Genomic DNA, 14998 nt, shown 5'->3' with positions numbered 1-14998 from the left:
GATGACCGACATGGCGACCGAGGGAGTCGGGGTACGCCCCGAGCTGATCAGCTTGGATGCGGTGGCGCACCATCGCGTACTCGAGCAGATCGCGGCGAAGGGCGGGCACTGTGAAGCCTGCGGCGCAACGGATTTCGCCGTCGGCGGCGCCCTGTACCTCGGTTTCCTGTTCTTGAACGAGGATGCCGATGCCTACATGGTCGCGCTCACCTGTCGCAACCCGGACTGCCCCAAGCCGCGGACCGCGATCAGATTGCGCGACACAGACTTTCTCACCTACGCAGGAAGCGACTCGGACGCTTTCGGCGGCGACGCCCCCGGCTAGTTTGACCGTCCGTGGATCCTGGGAGCTGCGGCCGTGCGAGGTCGAATCGCTCTATCAGCGGCGACAATTCGCGTAGCTGGTCGCACAGCGATTGAAAGCGCCGCTGATCGTCGTCGCCGAGCTGCCCCAGCGAATCGTAATGCGCCACGCGTGGCAGCCGTCCCGCGAGCGCGGCGCCCCACCTGATGCTCAGGTCGTAGATCTCTTCGTCGTCGACGTCGTCACGCTGCCCGAGTCGTTGCAGCGCCTCGATCTGCTCGGTGAGGAGCGCGACGTCGTCATCGATACTGACCGGCGTCCGGCCTTCCGATGTCACGCTCATCTACCCTCCTCGTCCCGATGCACGTGCCAGTGACCGCAGGATCACGCACCTTGGTGGCGTATACCCCTTTCGGGCCGGGCGGACGCGCACATAACCGACGCAGGATCGCCGCGAAGTGCGGCGACGGGCATACGGCGTCCCCGCTCCCGCCGGCTGCGCTCGTTTACGTGGGGTGCCGGGGGGTACCTGTCGGACACTGTGCAGGCCGACCTGGTCGATAAAGCGTTCTGCGGCGCTTGCGGCCCCGGGAAGGCCCCCTTCAACCGCGCGAAGCACCGCGCAAGGAGTAGTGCGATGAGCGACCCGGACCGAATCATCAAGCGATTGCGCGCCGTCCTCGACGGGTCAGAGGGCTTGGCCGATCTGCTCGAGCAGTCACTGGCCCAGGCCCGAGCCACGGCGGAGACCCAATTGCGGCCCGACCTGTTCGCGGCGCTCGAGTGGCCGACGAACACCGCGGAGTACGAGGACTACCTCAAAGACTTCATCAGATGGGTGCCCAAGCAAACGAACGCGGAGGCGTGGCAGGAGCAGGCTCCTGAAGGACGGCAAGCCAAGGAAGTCAACGACCGGACCGCGCACTTCTACTATCTGGTCGATCAGGAGATCGATGGCGCGGCGCCGCAGGGCTCGCAGCGGTTTCGCGAGTGGATGACCGAATTCTCGCGGCAGTGGGGCGGTTTCCTGGACACCGCCGACTCGTTCAGCCCGGAGATCCTGCAGTCGTTCATCGACAACGCTCCGGAATACCGCATCCACGAGTCATTGGTGAATGGCGTCCCCAATATGCCCAGTGGATGGTTGACGTTCAATCAGTTCATCGGGCGCGAGCTCAACGGCGGCTTACGTCCGATCGCGGAGCCGTCCAGCAACGCCGTGGTGACCTCGCCAGCTGACTGTATTTTCCAGCACTCCTATGACATCGACGATGAGTCGAACATCCCGGCCACCACGATCAAGAACACCCACAAGTACGGCAACATCACCCAACTCATCGGGGGCAGTCGCTACGCCGAAAGCTTCGCGGGTGGAACGTTTGTCCACTACATGCTGCCGCCGTCGGCCTACCACCGTTTTCATCTGCCGGTGGACGGACTTGTCGAAGAGTCGTTTTTGATCAGCGGAAAAGTCTTCATGCGGGTTGCGATCGAGGACCGGGAATTTCAGTCCAGCGACAGCACCACCAGCGGTTTCGAATTCAGCCAGAACCGCGGCGTCGTCACCATCGACACCTCGGGATCCGACTGTGGCGACGTCGGAATCGTCGCGGTCATCCCGGTCGGCATGGCGCACGTCTCCTCGGTCATGCTGACAGCGGTCGAGGGCCAACACATGGCCAAAGGCGAAGAGTTCGGGTTCTTCCAATTCGGCGGCTCCGACATCATCGTCCTCTTCCAAGAGGGTGTGGGCCCGCAGGTCGACACCAGCAAGGAATACCGACTCGTGGGCACACCGATGGCGCGATGCGACCGCCGACCTACCTGATTCGCTTTCGCCTTCGTCGTATCCGCTACCGCTGCAACGCCTTCCGAGCCTCCCGGCTTGCCGGGCAGCGGTCAAGCGATCAGGCCGAGACCGGCTTCTTGGCCGGCGCGGACACCTTCATGAGCTTCATCAGGTTGCCGCCCATGATCTTGGCGATGTCGTCTTCGGAGAAGTCGGTGAGCTCGTCGACGAAGCTGATCGGATCTTTCAGGCCCTCGGGGTGGGGCCAGTCGGAGCCGAACAGCACCCGGTCGGTGCCGACCATGTTGACGATCTCGGTGAACCGGTCCTCCCAGAACGGAGTGATGTAGACGCACCGCTTGAACGCCTCGATCGGGTCCTCGCTGAATGACTGCGGCATCTTCTTGTAGACGCCCTTGAGGCCCTTGAACAGGTCTGGCACCCAGTCGGCGCCGTTCTCGATGGAAAGGATCCGCAGCTCCGGGTTGCGCGACAGGGCGCCGTGGCATACCAGCGCACCCATCGCATCCAGGATCGGCCGATGGCCCATCGCGAAGCTGCGGAAGGCGGTCGGCTTGAACGGCAGGAACTCGTCGCCGGGCTCCCACACGTTCGCGAACTCGGAGTAACCGCTGTCCGAAGCGTGCATCGAGACCGGGATCTCGGCCTTGATGCAGGCCTGCCAGAACGGGTCGAACTCCTCGAGGCCGAACGAGCGGCTGCCGCGGTACCCGGGCACCGGCGCCGGGCGGACCAGCACAGTGCGCGCGCCGCGCTCGAGACACCACTGAAGCTCTTCCAGCGCGCGATCAACGATCGGCAGCGTGATCACCGGGGTGGCGAAGATGCGGTCCTGGTAGTTGAACGTCCACTGCTCGTGCATCCACTCGTTGAGCGCGTGGATGACGTCGTGGGTCATCTCCGGGTCGTCCTTCATGCGCTCCTCGACCAGGCTGGCCAGCGTCGGGAACATCAGGGCGTAGTCGATGCCGAGCTCGTCCATGACCTCCAGCCGCGCGCCCGGTTCGCGGAAGGCGGGAATGGCCTTCATCGGCTCGCCGAGGATCTCGCGGTAGGTCTTGCCCTGCGCGCCGTTGCGGAAGTAGTCCTCCTGGGCGCCTGGCTTGGCGACCTTCTCGAAGGTCGGGTTCGGGATGTACTCGCTGATGTGGCCGCGCACAACGATCTTGGTGCGACCGCGAACCTGCACGTAGTCGATGACGTTCTTGCGCTTGTCCGGAAGGTACTTGGTCAGCGCTTCCTGCGGCTCGTACATGTGGTTGTCGGCGTCGAAGACGGGGAAGGAAAGTTCGCGAGAGGGCATGGCGATCTCCTTGCAGAAGCCTTAAATTCTCACTGTGTGGTAACGACGTTACCACTTACGCGGAATTAGGTGTACCGGATCTTTGGTCGGCCCGCCGGCTCAGGCGTCCGGCCAGCTTGGGAGCTTTGGTGTGGTCCCCTCGATCACGGCGAAGTTGACGGTCGCGGTCGCCAGGAGGTCGTCGTCGCCGTCGCCGTATATGTCCACCTGCATCACCATCGCTCGTCGCCCGGAGCGCAGCATCGTGGGCACCGCGAAGGCCGAGCCCTGGCGGACCGGCCGCAGGTAGCGGATGAACAGATCCGCGGTGGTCATCGTGGTGCCCGGTTGCAGATAGTCCAGCCCGAATTGTCCGCCAGCCACGTCGACGAGCGTGGCGATCAGGCCACCCTGCAGCGCGCCGGACGTGTTGACGACAGCGGGGCTGACCGGCATGGTCATGGCGAATTCGCCGTTGCGGGTGCCCGGGCGCATGCCGATCTGGGCGAACAGCTCGGCCAGCGACGGGGCGGCCGATTCTTCGTCGGTGTCGCGGATGCCCAGGGCGCGACTGCAGAAGTCATACAGCTGGCCGGCGTCGACCGGTGATCCATTCAATTCCGAACCGAGCCAATGCAATCGCTGCGCACCCATTATTGTCTGCATGACGATGGCGGCCGCCGCGCCGACGTCCAAGCCGGGGTTGAAGACTCCCTCGGTGATGCCCTGCCCGACGATGTCGCGAATCAGGCCGTGCAGGGGAGAGAGCACACGCGCGTATTCGCGGGGCCGGGTCTCGGCCAGGTGCTGGTTGTAGAGGGTCAAAGCCCGGTTGAGGCTGTCCTGCGTGCTCGACTCCGGCTGCTGGCTGAGCCGGTCGATCAGCAACTTCAGTGCCGAGGTGCTGTCCAGCCCCGTGGTTTCGGTGCGCCACGCCTGCACCGATTGGGCGATGGTTCGGTCGAACAGCGCCAGCAGCAGTGCATCCTTGCTGCTGAAGTGTTGGTAAAAGGCGCGCAGCGACGTCTTGGAGCGCGCGACCACCTCTTGCACGGTGAAGTCGGTGCGGCCCGTCTCGCCCAGTATCGCCACGGCGGTCTTGATGAAGCGGTCGCTACGGGTGATCTCCACGTCGTCGCCGGGGTCGGCCATGAGCGATCGGTCCCTTCCCTAGCGCGCTGCTCGCGCTATGAGAATGAGGTTACCGCGCCTGGCGGCCGGGAGGTGGCGCTTAGGCCTTGGGGCAGAAGATCCCGAGTATCTGCTGGCAGTTGTCTCTGGTGATGAGTGCCGGCGGTGGCGGGGGCTTCGGCGGCGGGTTGTCCCCGTCCCAGATCATGTTGGAGACGTTGCCCATGCCCGGCCAGAGGTAGTAGTAGGTGTGGCAGACGCTCGTGTCCCAGCCGCGGAAAGGGTCCGTGACGTGGTTACCGGTCGCCGGTAGCGGTTCGCCTGGGCACCAATGGTGCGCCGGGCCCCAGTCGGGGTTGTCGGCCCGGGCGGTGCCTGCGGCGAGCCCCGCACCGGCCATCGCCAGACCACCCGACATCAAGGCGCCGGCGATGAGCTTTTTCATGATGTGGATGCGGGCCACGACGCGTTCCTTTCGCTGCTGTCGGTCGTAGTGGTTGCCGACGATTGGCAAAAGTCTTGCGCTTGTTTTCCGCTACCGATCCCAAATTGCAGGAACTAGAAGGGCGGTGGTTCCGGGTCGGGCGGATGACCTTGAGTGGTGAGCGGTTGTGCCCCCCGACTCGTTTCGGAGGTGACGCGGGATGCGCGGTTATGCCGGCGTTCGCCGGCGATGTACTTCGCGCGGTTGTCCGCGCGGGTGCGCTGCCGTCGCGGCATCATCGCGCCACGATCGGTGAGGCGGTCGGGCTGCCGAGGCCAGGCGATCTCACCGGTGGGCGCGCACAAGGACGGAAACAGCAGCGCGCTGCCCGGGGTGGTCACGTAGGTGTGCCCCGACGGGGAGCGCCAGATCACCGTGCCGTCAGGCAGCTGCTCGTCCTGCCATCCCCAGAAGGTTTTGATCAGATGATGTGTGCGGCAAAGGCATTTCAGATTGGAAGCGTGCGTCGCACCGCCCTGAGAGTGCGGGATCGTATGGTCGAGATCCGCTTCGGTCGCGGGGCTGTCGCACCCGGGGAAGCGGCACGTCAAATCGCGGCAGCGCACGAAGTCGGCCAGCGCCTGTGAAGCGACGTACCCGCGCTCCGGCGGTGCGTCCCCGGGATGCGCCAGCGGTCGCAGTCTCGACGAGTCGGCAAGTTGCGCAACCAACTCCGCAGGGACGAGCACGTCGGTGCCGATGATCGAGCCGGGGTCTGGCGAGGCGCCGTCAATGGTGGATTGGCTGGCCACCACGTGGATCACGGCCGGGCGGGGCACCGAGCGCGCGCCGGCGGAACACGTCGGCTGCCCGCAGCGGCAGAGCAGCCGTTCGGCGCCGGCCGCCAATGCCCCCATTGCATCGGCGCGACGCTGCTGCAGAGTTCGCGGATCACCGTCACAAACAGTGCCGGCCAAGGCATTCAGCCGAGCGTCCACGGCATGGGCATCGGTGGCGAACAGCCTTGCGTGAACCTCTGACAGGCCGTCGCCTCCGTCCCAAATGGAGAACTCACGACTCGCTTGGTGCTCGCGGCGTCGCCGGACCGCGTCGCGATCGGCCCGGGCCACCACCCGATCCACCGCAGCGGCCAGTCGCCCGCGCGTCATTGTCGGCCACCGTTGCACTCGTAGCGCGAGCGTGGCATCGACCGCGGCCATCACCTCAGCATCGTTGATCAAGTCGGTGCGGAACACAATCGTCTGGAACGTCGAATAACTGATGTCACCGGAAACCAACGCGGAGCCCACTTTTGGTAGCCGATTGCGCATGGCGCGCGAATAGTTCAGGTAACTCGACGCCAGCGCCTGGCTGATTCCCAGCGCGGCGGCGATCTCTGCGGATATGGAATCCCACGTGTCGGTCACCCAGGTCTCGCGTTCCCCGTACTGGCGCAGCCGCAGCATGTCGAGTTCGCCAATTGCCACCAGGCGGTCACCGGCCGCTTGGTTCTCCGCGCGCGACGACGAACAGATCCGTTCCAGCAATGCCGCGGACTCGGGCGTAGCGGCCGGACATAGGCGCGCGAACATGGCGTCAAACCGAGCGATCACCTCTGGTGGCGATCCGCGGCCGGTGGTCGCTTCGAACATACATTCGACTATACGGCGTAGCTCTGACAAGCCTTCGCGCTCAGCCGCCCCGGGCCTCGATCATCGCCGAGCGGTTGACCTTGGTCGCCGCGGTCCGCGGAATCGCGTCGACGAACTCGACGGTCTTGGGCGCCTTGTACGGAGCGAGGCGATTCTTCGCGTACTCGATCACCTGCTGTTCGCTCAGAGGCGCGGCGCCGTCGGCGTCGGCGCGCTGAATAACCGCGTGCACCCGGCGACCCCACTGCTTGTCGGCCAGCCCGATCACGACGACGTCGGCGATGCCGGGGTGGCCGGCGAGCGCGGACTCCACCTCGGCCGGAAAGACGTTGGCGCCGCCGGTGACGATCATGTCGACGCGGCGGTCGACGATGTAGAGGTAGCCGTCCTCGTCGAGGTGGCCCATGTCGCCGGCCGAGCGGAAGCCGTCCTCGGTCGACGGCAGTGGGGGCGCCCCGCCCAGGTAGCGGTATCCCGCGCTCATCGGCGCCCGCAGGTAGATGTCCCCGTCCTCGCCGGGGCCCAGCGGTCGTTTGTCGGCGTCCAGGATCCGGATCTCGGTATCCCGGAAACCGCGGCCCACACTGCCCGGGTGGGCGAGCCACTCGTCGCCGCGCAACGCGGTGAGCCCGAGGTTTTCGGTCATGCCGTATGCCGTCACCATCTGCTCGGGGCTGAGCAGTTCGAACCAGGTGTGCAGCAGCGACGGCGGCATCACCGCGGCGCCCTGCAGGACGAACACGATGCTGGACAGGTCCCGCTGCCGCACGTCGGGCCGGGCGGCGATGCGCGCCAGCATGGTGGGGGTGGCGGTGAAGTTGGTGATCCGGAAACGTTCGATGACATCGAGAACCAGTGCCGCATCGAACTTTTCGAGGATGACCAGATGGTCGCCGGCCAGCATCATCAGGAAGGTGGCGAAGCCGTTGGTGTGATACATCGGCGCGGGCACCATGATGGTTTGCGGCTGCGCCACCGGTGTCCAGTTCGAAAGGAAGGGTTCGCCCTGCTGCGGGATCCACAGCGACGGCGCCAGATTCAGGATCACTTTGGGCACACCGGTGGACCCGCTGCTGCAGATCCCGTTGGCGGTGGGGGAGACGGCGACCGGTAGGGCATCGGCGGACTCGGCGGCCGCGCGGGCGTCGAGCTCCCAGCGGCTCTGCTCGTCGACGACGACGGCGGGGTCGATCACCGCCCGCACCCGATCGCGCTCCCACTCGGGCAGATCCCAGTGCATGGGGACGGGAACCGCGCCGATCTTCCAGCACCCCAACGTGGCGAGTACAAGATGCCGAGAATTCGGGATAGCAAGCGCGACAAAAGAACCCGTTTGGGCGCCGCTGGCGGCCAGAGCCCGTCCCCACTGGTTGGCGCGGGCGTCGAGGTCGCCGAAGGTCAGCGGCTCCGCGGTGCCATCGAGCGCGACGATGGTGACGCCCGGATCGTCGCGCCGCTCTTCGGCCAGCTGCTGCAGTTTGATCCCGAATGGGACTCCCTCGTCGAACGGATTCGGCGTCATCGCGGCCGCGGGGGATTCGGTCATGCCGATACCGGCTCACTGAACAGCGTCTCGAACGACCCGTCCGACACGCAGGGCATCAGGCGCACGGCGAGCTCCTCGGTGCCCAGCGGCAGCCGCATCAGCGGTTGGGTGTGCCGATCGAGCACGCTGACGTCGGACTCGTCGCAGAAGCCCAGCGCTCCGAGCAGCTGGTGGGACGAGCGCATCACCTGCCGTGCCGTGTCGGCGGCCTTGAGCCGCAGGATCAGGGCGTCGGCCGAATGAATCTGCGCGGGAAGCGAATCCGAGCGGCAGATGGTGTACTTCGCGAGCTCGTGCAGTCCGCGGACCGCGACGGCCGCATCGGCGACGGCGAATCTGACGGCCTGAAAGTCCGCGAGCGGCTTGCCGAACTGAATCCGGGCGCGCACATGCTCGGTGACAATCCGCAACGACTGCTGCACCGCTCCCAGAATCCGCCATGATCCCAGCACGAGATGAAGGTTAACGTCGCCGGCGGGCACGGTGCCCTCGGGTGCGCTCAAGGTGGCCGGGACCAGGAACGGCCCCAGCTTGGCGCCGGTCCGCGAGCCCGGCTGTGGCCGGTACCGATTGCCGTCCAGGTCCGCGGCGACCCAGTCGCCGGCCAGGTCGCCGTGGTCGATACGCGGGCCTTTCGGATTGACCAGGGCCAGGCGCGCGCCATCGATCGCGAGCAGTTCCTCCACCAACGGGTAGGGGAGCACGGTGGCGCCGGCGGCCTGACACAGCACCGCCGCGGCCAGCAGGTCATCCGGCGCCGAGCGGACGTCGAGGTCGAACGCGCCGACATCGTTCAGCGCGGCACGCGCCGCATCCCGGATGGCGTCGTCGGTCTCGGCGCGCAGCGCGGCCGGCGGACCGCCCAGCCGGGTGAGCCGCTTGCCGGCGACGGCGGCGAAGTCGCTGATGTCTTGTGGTAGATCGGTTTTCACCTGTGTTCTCCCAATACGTCTCGTGCCACCAGCATGCGCTGCACCTCGATGGTGCCCGATGCGACGGTGGCCGCTTGCGCGTAGCGCCAATGGTCTTCGATGGCTCCGTGCAGTGCCGCGGAGGTCCCGCTGTCCAGCGCCGTCGGGCCCAGCACGTCGAACAGCAACTCCGCGACGAGTTGATCGCACGTCGTGGTGATGATGCGCGCGGCACTGGCGGCCGCCCCCGCCGCCGGGTCGTCCTGCAGTGAGACCGCGCGATAGGCCAGCAATCGGGCGACCCGTAGGTCGACAAGCGCCCGCACCCACCGGGTGCGGATCGTTTCGGGCAGCTGATCCCAGTCGTCGCCGAGCTGGGCGCGCATGCGTTCGAGCAGCGATTCACAGCGCGCGTAGCGGGCGATGCCCACCCGCTCGAACGCCAGCGCTTCGCGCATCACCCGCCATCCGTCGCCGACCTCGCCGAGCACGTCGCCGGGGAACGCCTGTACGTCGTCCAGGAACATCTCGTTCAGGTGGTGCGGTCCCAGCATCGACGGGATCGGCCGGACGGTGAAGCCGGCCCGGTCCATCGGGATCAGAAACAGGGTGAGCCGCTTGTGTTTTGGAGCCTCGGGGTCGGTGCACGCCGCCAACACGCACCAGGATGCCATCAGCGCGTACGACGTCCACACCTTCTGGCCGGTGATGCGCCACCCGTCACCGTCGGCGACGGCGCGGGTACGCAACGACACCAGGTCGGTGCCGGCCTCCGGCTCGGAAAAGCCCTGGCACCAGATCACGTCGCCGGAGGCGATGGCCGCCAGGTGCTTGGCCTTCTGTTCGGCCGTCCCGTATCGCATCAGCGCGGGCCCGACCCAGTTGATCCCCATGTACTGCGGACCGCGCGGCTCGTGCTGGGCCCACATCTCCTCGCGCAGCACCGTCTGCTGCCAGACCGAACCACCGCCGCCGCCATGCTCTTTCGGCCAAGCCAGCGCCAGCAGCCCCTCGGTGGCCAGCAGTTTGCAGAACGTCTCGGTGGTGGCGAGGTCCTGCGGGTTCTCGGTGCAGGCACCCAGGAAGTCGGCGGGGATGTGGTTGGCAACCAGCTCGCGCAGATGGCCGCGCAGTTGCCCGGCGTCGTCGCCGAGGTCGTAATCCATTGTCGTCATCCCTTCGGCAACCCGAGCAGCCGCTCGGCGATGATGTTGCGCTGAACCTCCGACGTTCCGCCGTAGATCGTTGCGGCCAGCGCGTCCTGACGTTCGAACAGTAGATCCGGATCGGTGGCCGAATCGGGGCCTGCGGCGGCCGCACTCAGTTCCCAAACACGCTGCAAGGTAAGCGATCCGAGCAGCTTCATGGTGTCGGCTTCCGGGCTTTGACGTCCCGCGAGTTCGTTGCCCAGAGCGCGATATCCGGTGGCGCGCAACGCTTCGGCGTCCGCGAGCAGCGAACCGAGTTCGGCGTACACGTCCCGGCTCGAGTCCGTGGCGCCGGCCTCGCGCACCGAGTCGAGCCCGCGTTTGATCTCGACCCAGTTCATGATCCAGATCATCTGGCGCTCATGGTGCAGCGACGACAGGGCGACGTTCCAGCCGCCGTTCAGCGGTCCCAGCAGATTCTCGGCAGGCACCTCGACGTCGTCGAGGAAGACCTCGCAGAACGTCTCGTCGGAGATGGACGCCATCCGGATGGGCTCGATCGTGACCCCGGGGGAATGCAGATCGAGGATGAGGCAGGAGATGCCCCGGTGTTTCGGTGCTTCCGGATCGGTGCGGGCATACAGGGTGCACCAGCGCGACAGGTGCGCCTGGGTGGTCCAGATCTTGTGGCCGTCGACCCGAAACGCGTCGCCGTCGCGCACCGCGCGGGTGCGCAGGGCGGCGAAATCCGACCCCGCCTCGGGCTCGGACATGCCCAGCGCCCACCACTCGTCGCCGCGCAACAGCGGAACGAGCAGACGCTCGATCTGGGCGGGTGTGCCGAACTGACGAATTCCGGGTGCGGCGACGCCGGGGCCCTGAACGTTGGGCAATTTGGGTGCGGACCGAAGCGCCGCCTCGATCCGGACTTCCATGGCGTCGCGCAGGCCCAGCGATCGACCGCCGTGCTCGCGAGGCCAGGTCGGCTGCAACCAGCCGGCCTCGAACGAGGCGCGCTGGTAATCGCGCCGCAGCCCCAGATCCCAGCGGTATTGCCGATAGTTCGCGTAGTAGTCGTCGGGCAGAAACTCCGCCAACCAGGCGCCGAATTCCTCCACCACCGCGCTCACGCGGCACCCCCGCAGAATCGGCGGCCCACCTCGTAGTACAGGGAGCGGCTGTCGCCCAGCATGGCGGCACCCTGCCAGGCGCGCCGGACATAGAGGTGGGCGTCGTGCTCCCAGGTCTGCCCGAGGGCGCCGTGCACCTGGACCGCGGTGCGTGCACAGCCGGTCGCCGCGTCGTTGGCCGCCGCCTTGGCCAGCGCCGCGGCGGTCCATAGATCTGCCGGGGGCGCGGTCGGGTCGGCGAGCCGGGCCGCCGCGGCATAGGTCAGGCTGCGGGCACGCTCGACGCTGACGTAGTTGTCGGCCAGTGCGTGCTTGACGCCCTGGAACGCGCCGATCGGCCGGCCGAACTGGCGCCGTGATTTCGCGTACTCGACCGAGCGGTGCAACGTTGCGCTCGCCACGCCGAGGAGGTCGGCGGCCGCGGCCACCCAGGGCGCCGCGAAGGCCGACTCGAGGTCGACCGGCGCAATCGCGATGGGCTCGGCGTCGATCTCGGCGCCTGCCAACGGATGAGCGGGATCGGTGGATTCGGCCGCCGGCACCGCGGTGACGCCGTCGCCGCAGCGGGCCACGGCCGCCACGGTGTCACCGGCGCCGGAGCGGGCCAGGGTGACGACGAGCTCCGCGCGCGACAGGTTGGGGACGGCAACCGCAGTGCCGCGCAGGCGTCCCTGGCGCAGCGTCATCGGCGCCCCGGGCAGTCGGGATCCCGGGGCGTGGACGGCCAGGGTCGCCACGACGCCGCCGGCGATGTCGGTCAGCACCGAGTCGAGCCCCGTGTTGCGCAGCAGGCCCGCGGCCAGTCCGACGCTGCCCAGCAACGGAATTGGCGCAATCGCCGCACCGCATTCCTCGAGGACCACGGCCAGTTCGACGGGGCCGTAGTCGCCGGCCCCTTCCTCTGAGGGGGCGGCGAGCTCGGTCCAGCCCAGGTCGACGACCGTCTTCCACAGGGTGCGCCAGCGCTCCGGATCGGTGATCGCTTGACGTGCGGCGTCGGGCGGGCACTCCGTACGTAATATGCCGCGTACGGTGTCGCGCAGCGACAGCTGCTCCGAGCTCAGTCCGACATCCATAAGACCTCTAACATAGTAAAGATAATAAACTAGCCGTGCCGTCGCAATCGCACGGAACCCGACGTTGAGGTGGCGCATGGCCGAGTGGTATCTGTTCCTGCCGCAGGTGCGATTGTCGGTGGCCGACATCGCGGACCGGGCACGTCACGCCGAGGCCAGCGGCTTCGACGGGATCGCCTTCATCGATCACCTCGAGGCGCCCGGGCTGCCCGACGAAAGCATCTGGGAGGCAATGGGCGTTGCCACCTGGGTAGCGGCCAAGACCGAGCGGCTGCGGATCGGTCACCTGGTGCTGTGTGACGCGTTTCGGCATCCTGCCGTGCTCGCCAAGCAGGCGGTCACGTTGTCGGAGGCATCCGGGGGCAGGTTCGAGCTGGGCCTCGGGGCGGGATCGTGGCCCTCGGAATTCGCGAGATTCGATGTCGGCCAACAAGATCCGCGGGCCAGGGTCGAACAACTCGGCGGCCACCTGGAATTGATCAGGCGGTACTGGGGCGACGCAGACGACCAATCCGGCCCGGCCCCGCAGGCTCCGCGCCGGTCCTACCCGATACCGCTGGTCCTGGGTGGCAGCGGGCCTAAGATGATGGAACTCGTTCGCAGATACGCAGATTGGTGGAATCTGCCGGCGAACCAGCTCGACCGGCTGCCGAAGCTCGCCCCGGCCGCGGGAACGGCCCGGATGTCGATTCAGCAGATGGTCGGCTTCGTGCGGTCGGGCGGCGACCCCGACCGCGTGCGCGAGGTGAGCACCCGTCGATTCGGCAACCTGGGGTCCGGGCTGGTCTGCGGCGATGCCGACGAGCTGATCGGGCACTTCCGCGGTTTGGCCGCCCAGCGGGTCGAGCGGTTCTACGTGTGGTTCGCCGACTTCGCGGCCCCGGACTCCCTGCAAGAGTTCGGTGAATCGGTGATCAAAGCCTTCCCGGCGGCGTAGACCTCACCCTCGTCGCGCGCGGCGCCGCGCCTCGGTCGGCACCACCGGCGGTCGCGCGAACGGACCGCGCTCCACGGCGGACAAGCGGATCTCCGGCAGATCGACCGACGGATCGACGGTGTCCAGCCAGGCAACCGCCTCGGCGACGTCGGACACCCCGATCGCGTACATCTCGAACGGAACGTCCTGCAGCATCTCGGTGGCCACCGGTCCCGGCGTGACGATGTGCACGCTGATGCCGTCGCGGTCGACCTCCAGTGCCAGGGCGCGGGCGAACGCATTCATGCCGGCTTTGGAGGCCGAGTAGGCGGTGCGGGCCGGCATCGGCTCGTGTGCCGCCGACGACGAGATGAACACCAGCCGCGAGCCCGCCGTCATTTTCGGCAGCACCGCAGATGTCACCACGAAGCACGAATCCAGATTGGCCGACATGATCGCGTGCCACTGTTCGAAGGTCTGCTTGCGCGCGTAGGTTCCGCCCAGTGCACCGGCCGCGTGAACGACCAGGTCGATCGTCTCCAATGTGCTTATCGCAGCGGGGAATCCGCTGGGGTCAGACGCGTCGGCCACGATGTGCCGGGCACCGAGCTCCTCGGCGGCGGCGCGTAACGGGGCCTCGCGGCGCGCCGAGAGCACCACGTCGTAGCCACGCTCAACCAGCTTGCGGGCGCATCCTTTTCCGATCCCGCCGCTGCCGCCGGTGACCAATGCGGTTCGCATGACCGTTGCAGGCCGCTCGTCAGGAATGCCGGATATCCCGCGGCCGCGACAACGCCTGCGGGGAGAGCGCATAGATGCGTTGATCGTGCTGACCGGACAGGACATAGGTCTGCGTGTCGGCCAGATGGCGACCCGCGATGCGGCGAGCCCGGTCAACGTTACCCTCGGCGATGGTCTCGGTCAGCTTGACGTGCGTGTTGAGCACCGCGCGGCGCTGGGTGAGCGACGGGTAGGTGCCGCGGGACGCACTCTCGTCGGCCCATTGCCGTTCGTGGCTGGTCCACAGCGTCTCCAGGCTGCCCACGACCGCGATGATCGTGTGATTGCCGCAGCCGCGGACGACCTGATCGTGGAATTCGCGCCCGATTTCGGTGAAAAGCCGTCCGTCGTCCAGGTTTTCGGCCATCGACTCGTTGATTCGGGTGAGCTCGGGTACCAGGGTGTCCGCCCGGTCCGGCCGGCGGGCGGCCAACGCGGCGCAGGCGGGCTCGAGTTCCTGCAGGGCCATGCCAAGATCGGCGAGCTCGACGGACTCGCTCTGCAGCAACAACCCGAGCATGTAAGCGGCGCTGGTCTTCGCCGGGGCGTGGACGACGGCGCCACCACGGTTGCCGCGCCGCACCGAAACCAGCCCCTCGGTCTCCAGGATCCGCAGGGCTTCGCGCAGCGACACCAAACTCACGTTGAATTGTTCGACGAGCAGCTCTTGGCGCGGCAGGAGATCACCGTCCGCGAGCTCGCCGTCGATGATCTGACGGCGCAACTCATCGGCTACGATTTCGGCGATCCGCGGCGCCGACAACCGGCGCCGGGCGTCGGGGCCAATTCCCAAGGCGGTCATCCGATCCTCGAAACAAATGCAACTCGCTGGCTTAGCTATTTTAGCAGTAATGATATAAATAGCTTCTCTGGTCGCATGTCGATCGG

At 67.0% G+C, this 14998-nt stretch carries 15 protein-coding genes; 3 read left to right on the top strand and 12 right to left on the bottom strand.

From position 1 onward, the window contains the following. Nucleotide 1: 1 nt before the first annotated feature. Entirely contained in the window at nt 2–325 is a 324-nt protein-coding gene (locus A5760_RS22045; RefSeq protein WP_064884739.1) for a hypothetical protein, read from the top strand. On the opposite strand, the gene A5760_RS22040 is transcribed toward A5760_RS22045, so the two are convergent. Further along, on the bottom strand, nt 273–641 hold the full coding sequence (locus tag A5760_RS22040; RefSeq protein WP_196772174.1) for a hypothetical protein: 369 nt from the start codon (nt 639–641) through the stop codon (nt 273–275). The genes A5760_RS22045 and A5760_RS22040 overlap by 53 nt on opposite strands. A gap of 300 nt (nt 642–941) precedes the next feature. Here A5760_RS22040 and A5760_RS22035 point away from each other — a divergent pair, with 300 nt between their 5' ends. Continuing rightward, entirely contained in the window at nt 942–2132 is a 1191-nt protein-coding gene (locus A5760_RS22035) for a phosphatidylserine decarboxylase (RefSeq protein WP_064884735.1), read from the top strand. 79 nt (nt 2133–2211) lie between these two features. Here the strand turns inward: A5760_RS22035 and A5760_RS22030 are convergent, their stop codons facing one another. The 9 genes from A5760_RS22030 to A5760_RS21990 form a co-directional block, all read right to left on the bottom strand. Continuing rightward, nucleotides 2212–3417 (bottom strand): amidohydrolase family protein, encoded by a 1206-nt coding sequence (locus A5760_RS22030; RefSeq protein WP_064884733.1) that lies wholly within the window; start codon nt 3415–3417, stop codon nt 2212–2214. A 99-nt stretch (nt 3418–3516) separates the two neighbouring features. Continuing rightward, the gene (locus tag A5760_RS22025) at nt 3517–4548 is read right to left on the bottom strand and encodes a hotdog fold thioesterase (RefSeq protein ID WP_064884731.1); all 1032 of its coding nucleotides are present in this window, start codon (nt 4546–4548) and stop codon (nt 3517–3519) included. Nucleotides 4549–4627: 79 nt separating this feature from the next. Then, nucleotides 4628–4990, bottom strand: a complete 363-nt coding sequence (locus A5760_RS22020) for a hypothetical protein (RefSeq protein WP_155764422.1) — start codon at nt 4988–4990, stop codon at nt 4628–4630. A gap of 95 nt (nt 4991–5085) precedes the next feature. After that, nucleotides 5086–6603, bottom strand: coding sequence for an HNH endonuclease signature motif containing protein (locus tag A5760_RS22015; RefSeq protein ID WP_064884727.1), 1518 nt, complete (start codon nt 6601–6603; stop codon nt 5086–5088). 40 nt (nt 6604–6643) lie between these two features. After that, on the bottom strand, nt 6644–8149 hold the full coding sequence (locus A5760_RS22010; protein ID WP_064884725.1) for a class I adenylate-forming enzyme family protein: 1506 nt from the start codon (nt 8147–8149) through the stop codon (nt 6644–6646). Continuing rightward, entirely contained in the window at nt 8146–9081 is a 936-nt protein-coding gene (locus A5760_RS22005) for an acyl-CoA dehydrogenase family protein (protein WP_064884723.1), read from the bottom strand. The genes A5760_RS22010 and A5760_RS22005 overlap by 4 nt, the downstream gene beginning before the upstream one ends. Continuing rightward, a complete protein-coding gene (locus A5760_RS22000; protein ID WP_172826177.1) occupies nt 9078–10235 on the bottom strand; it encodes an acyl-CoA dehydrogenase family protein in 1158 nt (385 codons plus the stop codon). Before A5760_RS22000 ends, A5760_RS22005 begins: the two co-directional genes overlap by 4 nt. After that, a complete protein-coding gene (locus tag A5760_RS21995; protein ID WP_196772173.1) occupies nt 10232–11329 on the bottom strand; it encodes an acyl-CoA dehydrogenase family protein in 1098 nt (365 codons plus the stop codon). The genes A5760_RS22000 and A5760_RS21995 overlap by 4 nt, the downstream gene beginning before the upstream one ends. A 5-nt stretch (nt 11330–11334) precedes the next feature. Continuing rightward, nucleotides 11335–12414, bottom strand: a complete 1080-nt coding sequence (locus A5760_RS21990; protein ID WP_064884716.1) for an acyl-CoA dehydrogenase family protein — start codon at nt 12412–12414, stop codon at nt 11335–11337. 76 nt (nt 12415–12490) lie between these two features. On the opposite strand from A5760_RS21990, the gene A5760_RS21985 reads away from it, so the two are divergent. Then, nucleotides 12491–13351 (top strand): LLM class flavin-dependent oxidoreductase, encoded by an 861-nt coding sequence (locus tag A5760_RS21985; protein WP_064884714.1) that lies wholly within the window; start codon nt 12491–12493, stop codon nt 13349–13351. 3 nt (nt 13352–13354) lie between these two features. Here A5760_RS21985 and A5760_RS21980 read toward each other — a convergent pair whose 3' ends face one another. After that, complete coding sequence (locus tag A5760_RS21980) at nt 13355–14071, bottom strand: SDR family oxidoreductase (RefSeq protein WP_064884711.1); 717 nt, start codon at nt 14069–14071, stop codon at nt 13355–13357. Between the two features lie 19 nt (nt 14072–14090). Further along, a complete protein-coding gene (locus A5760_RS21975; RefSeq protein WP_064884709.1) occupies nt 14091–14912 on the bottom strand; it encodes a FadR/GntR family transcriptional regulator in 822 nt (273 codons plus the stop codon). Nucleotides 14913–14998: the final 86 nt, after the last annotated feature.

Source organism: Mycobacterium colombiense (assembly GCF_001665835.1).
GTDB lineage: Bacteria > Actinomycetota > Actinomycetes > Mycobacteriales > Mycobacteriaceae > Mycobacterium > Mycobacterium colombiense_A.
The sequence above is the reverse complement of the archived record's forward strand: the minus strand, read 5'-3'. Positions and strand labels throughout refer to the sequence as shown.

What these genes read in the sequence shown, in the direction of transcription:
- A5760_RS22045 (WP_064884739.1), top strand. Translation starts at nt 2, where the DNA reads ATGACCGACATGGCGACCGAGGGAGTCGGGGTACGCCCCGAGCTGATC.
- A5760_RS22035 (WP_064884735.1), top strand. Translation starts at nt 942, where the DNA reads ATGAGCGACCCGGACCGAATCATCAAGCGATTGCGCGCCGTCCTCGAC.
- A5760_RS22030 (WP_064884733.1), bottom strand. Translation starts at nt 3,417, where the DNA reads ATGCCCTCTCGCGAACTTTCCTTCCCCGTCTTCGACGCCGACAACCAC.
- A5760_RS22025 (WP_064884731.1), bottom strand. Translation starts at nt 4,548, where the DNA reads ATGGCCGACCCCGGCGACGACGTGGAGATCACCCGTAGCGACCGCTTC.
- A5760_RS22015 (WP_064884727.1), bottom strand. Translation starts at nt 6,603, where the DNA reads ATGTTCGAAGCGACCACCGGCCGCGGATCGCCACCAGAGGTGATCGCT.
- A5760_RS22010 (WP_064884725.1), bottom strand. Translation starts at nt 8,149, where the DNA reads ATGACCGAATCCCCCGCGGCCGCGATGACGCCGAATCCGTTCGACGAG.
- A5760_RS22000 (WP_172826177.1), bottom strand. Translation starts at nt 10,235, where the DNA reads ATGACGACAATGGATTACGACCTCGGCGACGACGCCGGGCAACTGCGC.
- A5760_RS21990 (WP_064884716.1), bottom strand. Translation starts at nt 12,414, where the DNA reads ATGGATGTCGGACTGAGCTCGGAGCAGCTGTCGCTGCGCGACACCGTA.
- A5760_RS21985 (WP_064884714.1), top strand. Translation starts at nt 12,491, where the DNA reads ATGGCCGAGTGGTATCTGTTCCTGCCGCAGGTGCGATTGTCGGTGGCC.
- A5760_RS21980 (WP_064884711.1), bottom strand. Translation starts at nt 14,071, where the DNA reads ATGCGAACCGCATTGGTCACCGGCGGCAGCGGCGGGATCGGAAAAGGA.
- A5760_RS21975 (WP_064884709.1), bottom strand. Translation starts at nt 14,912, where the DNA reads ATGACCGCCTTGGGAATTGGCCCCGACGCCCGGCGCCGGTTGTCGGCG.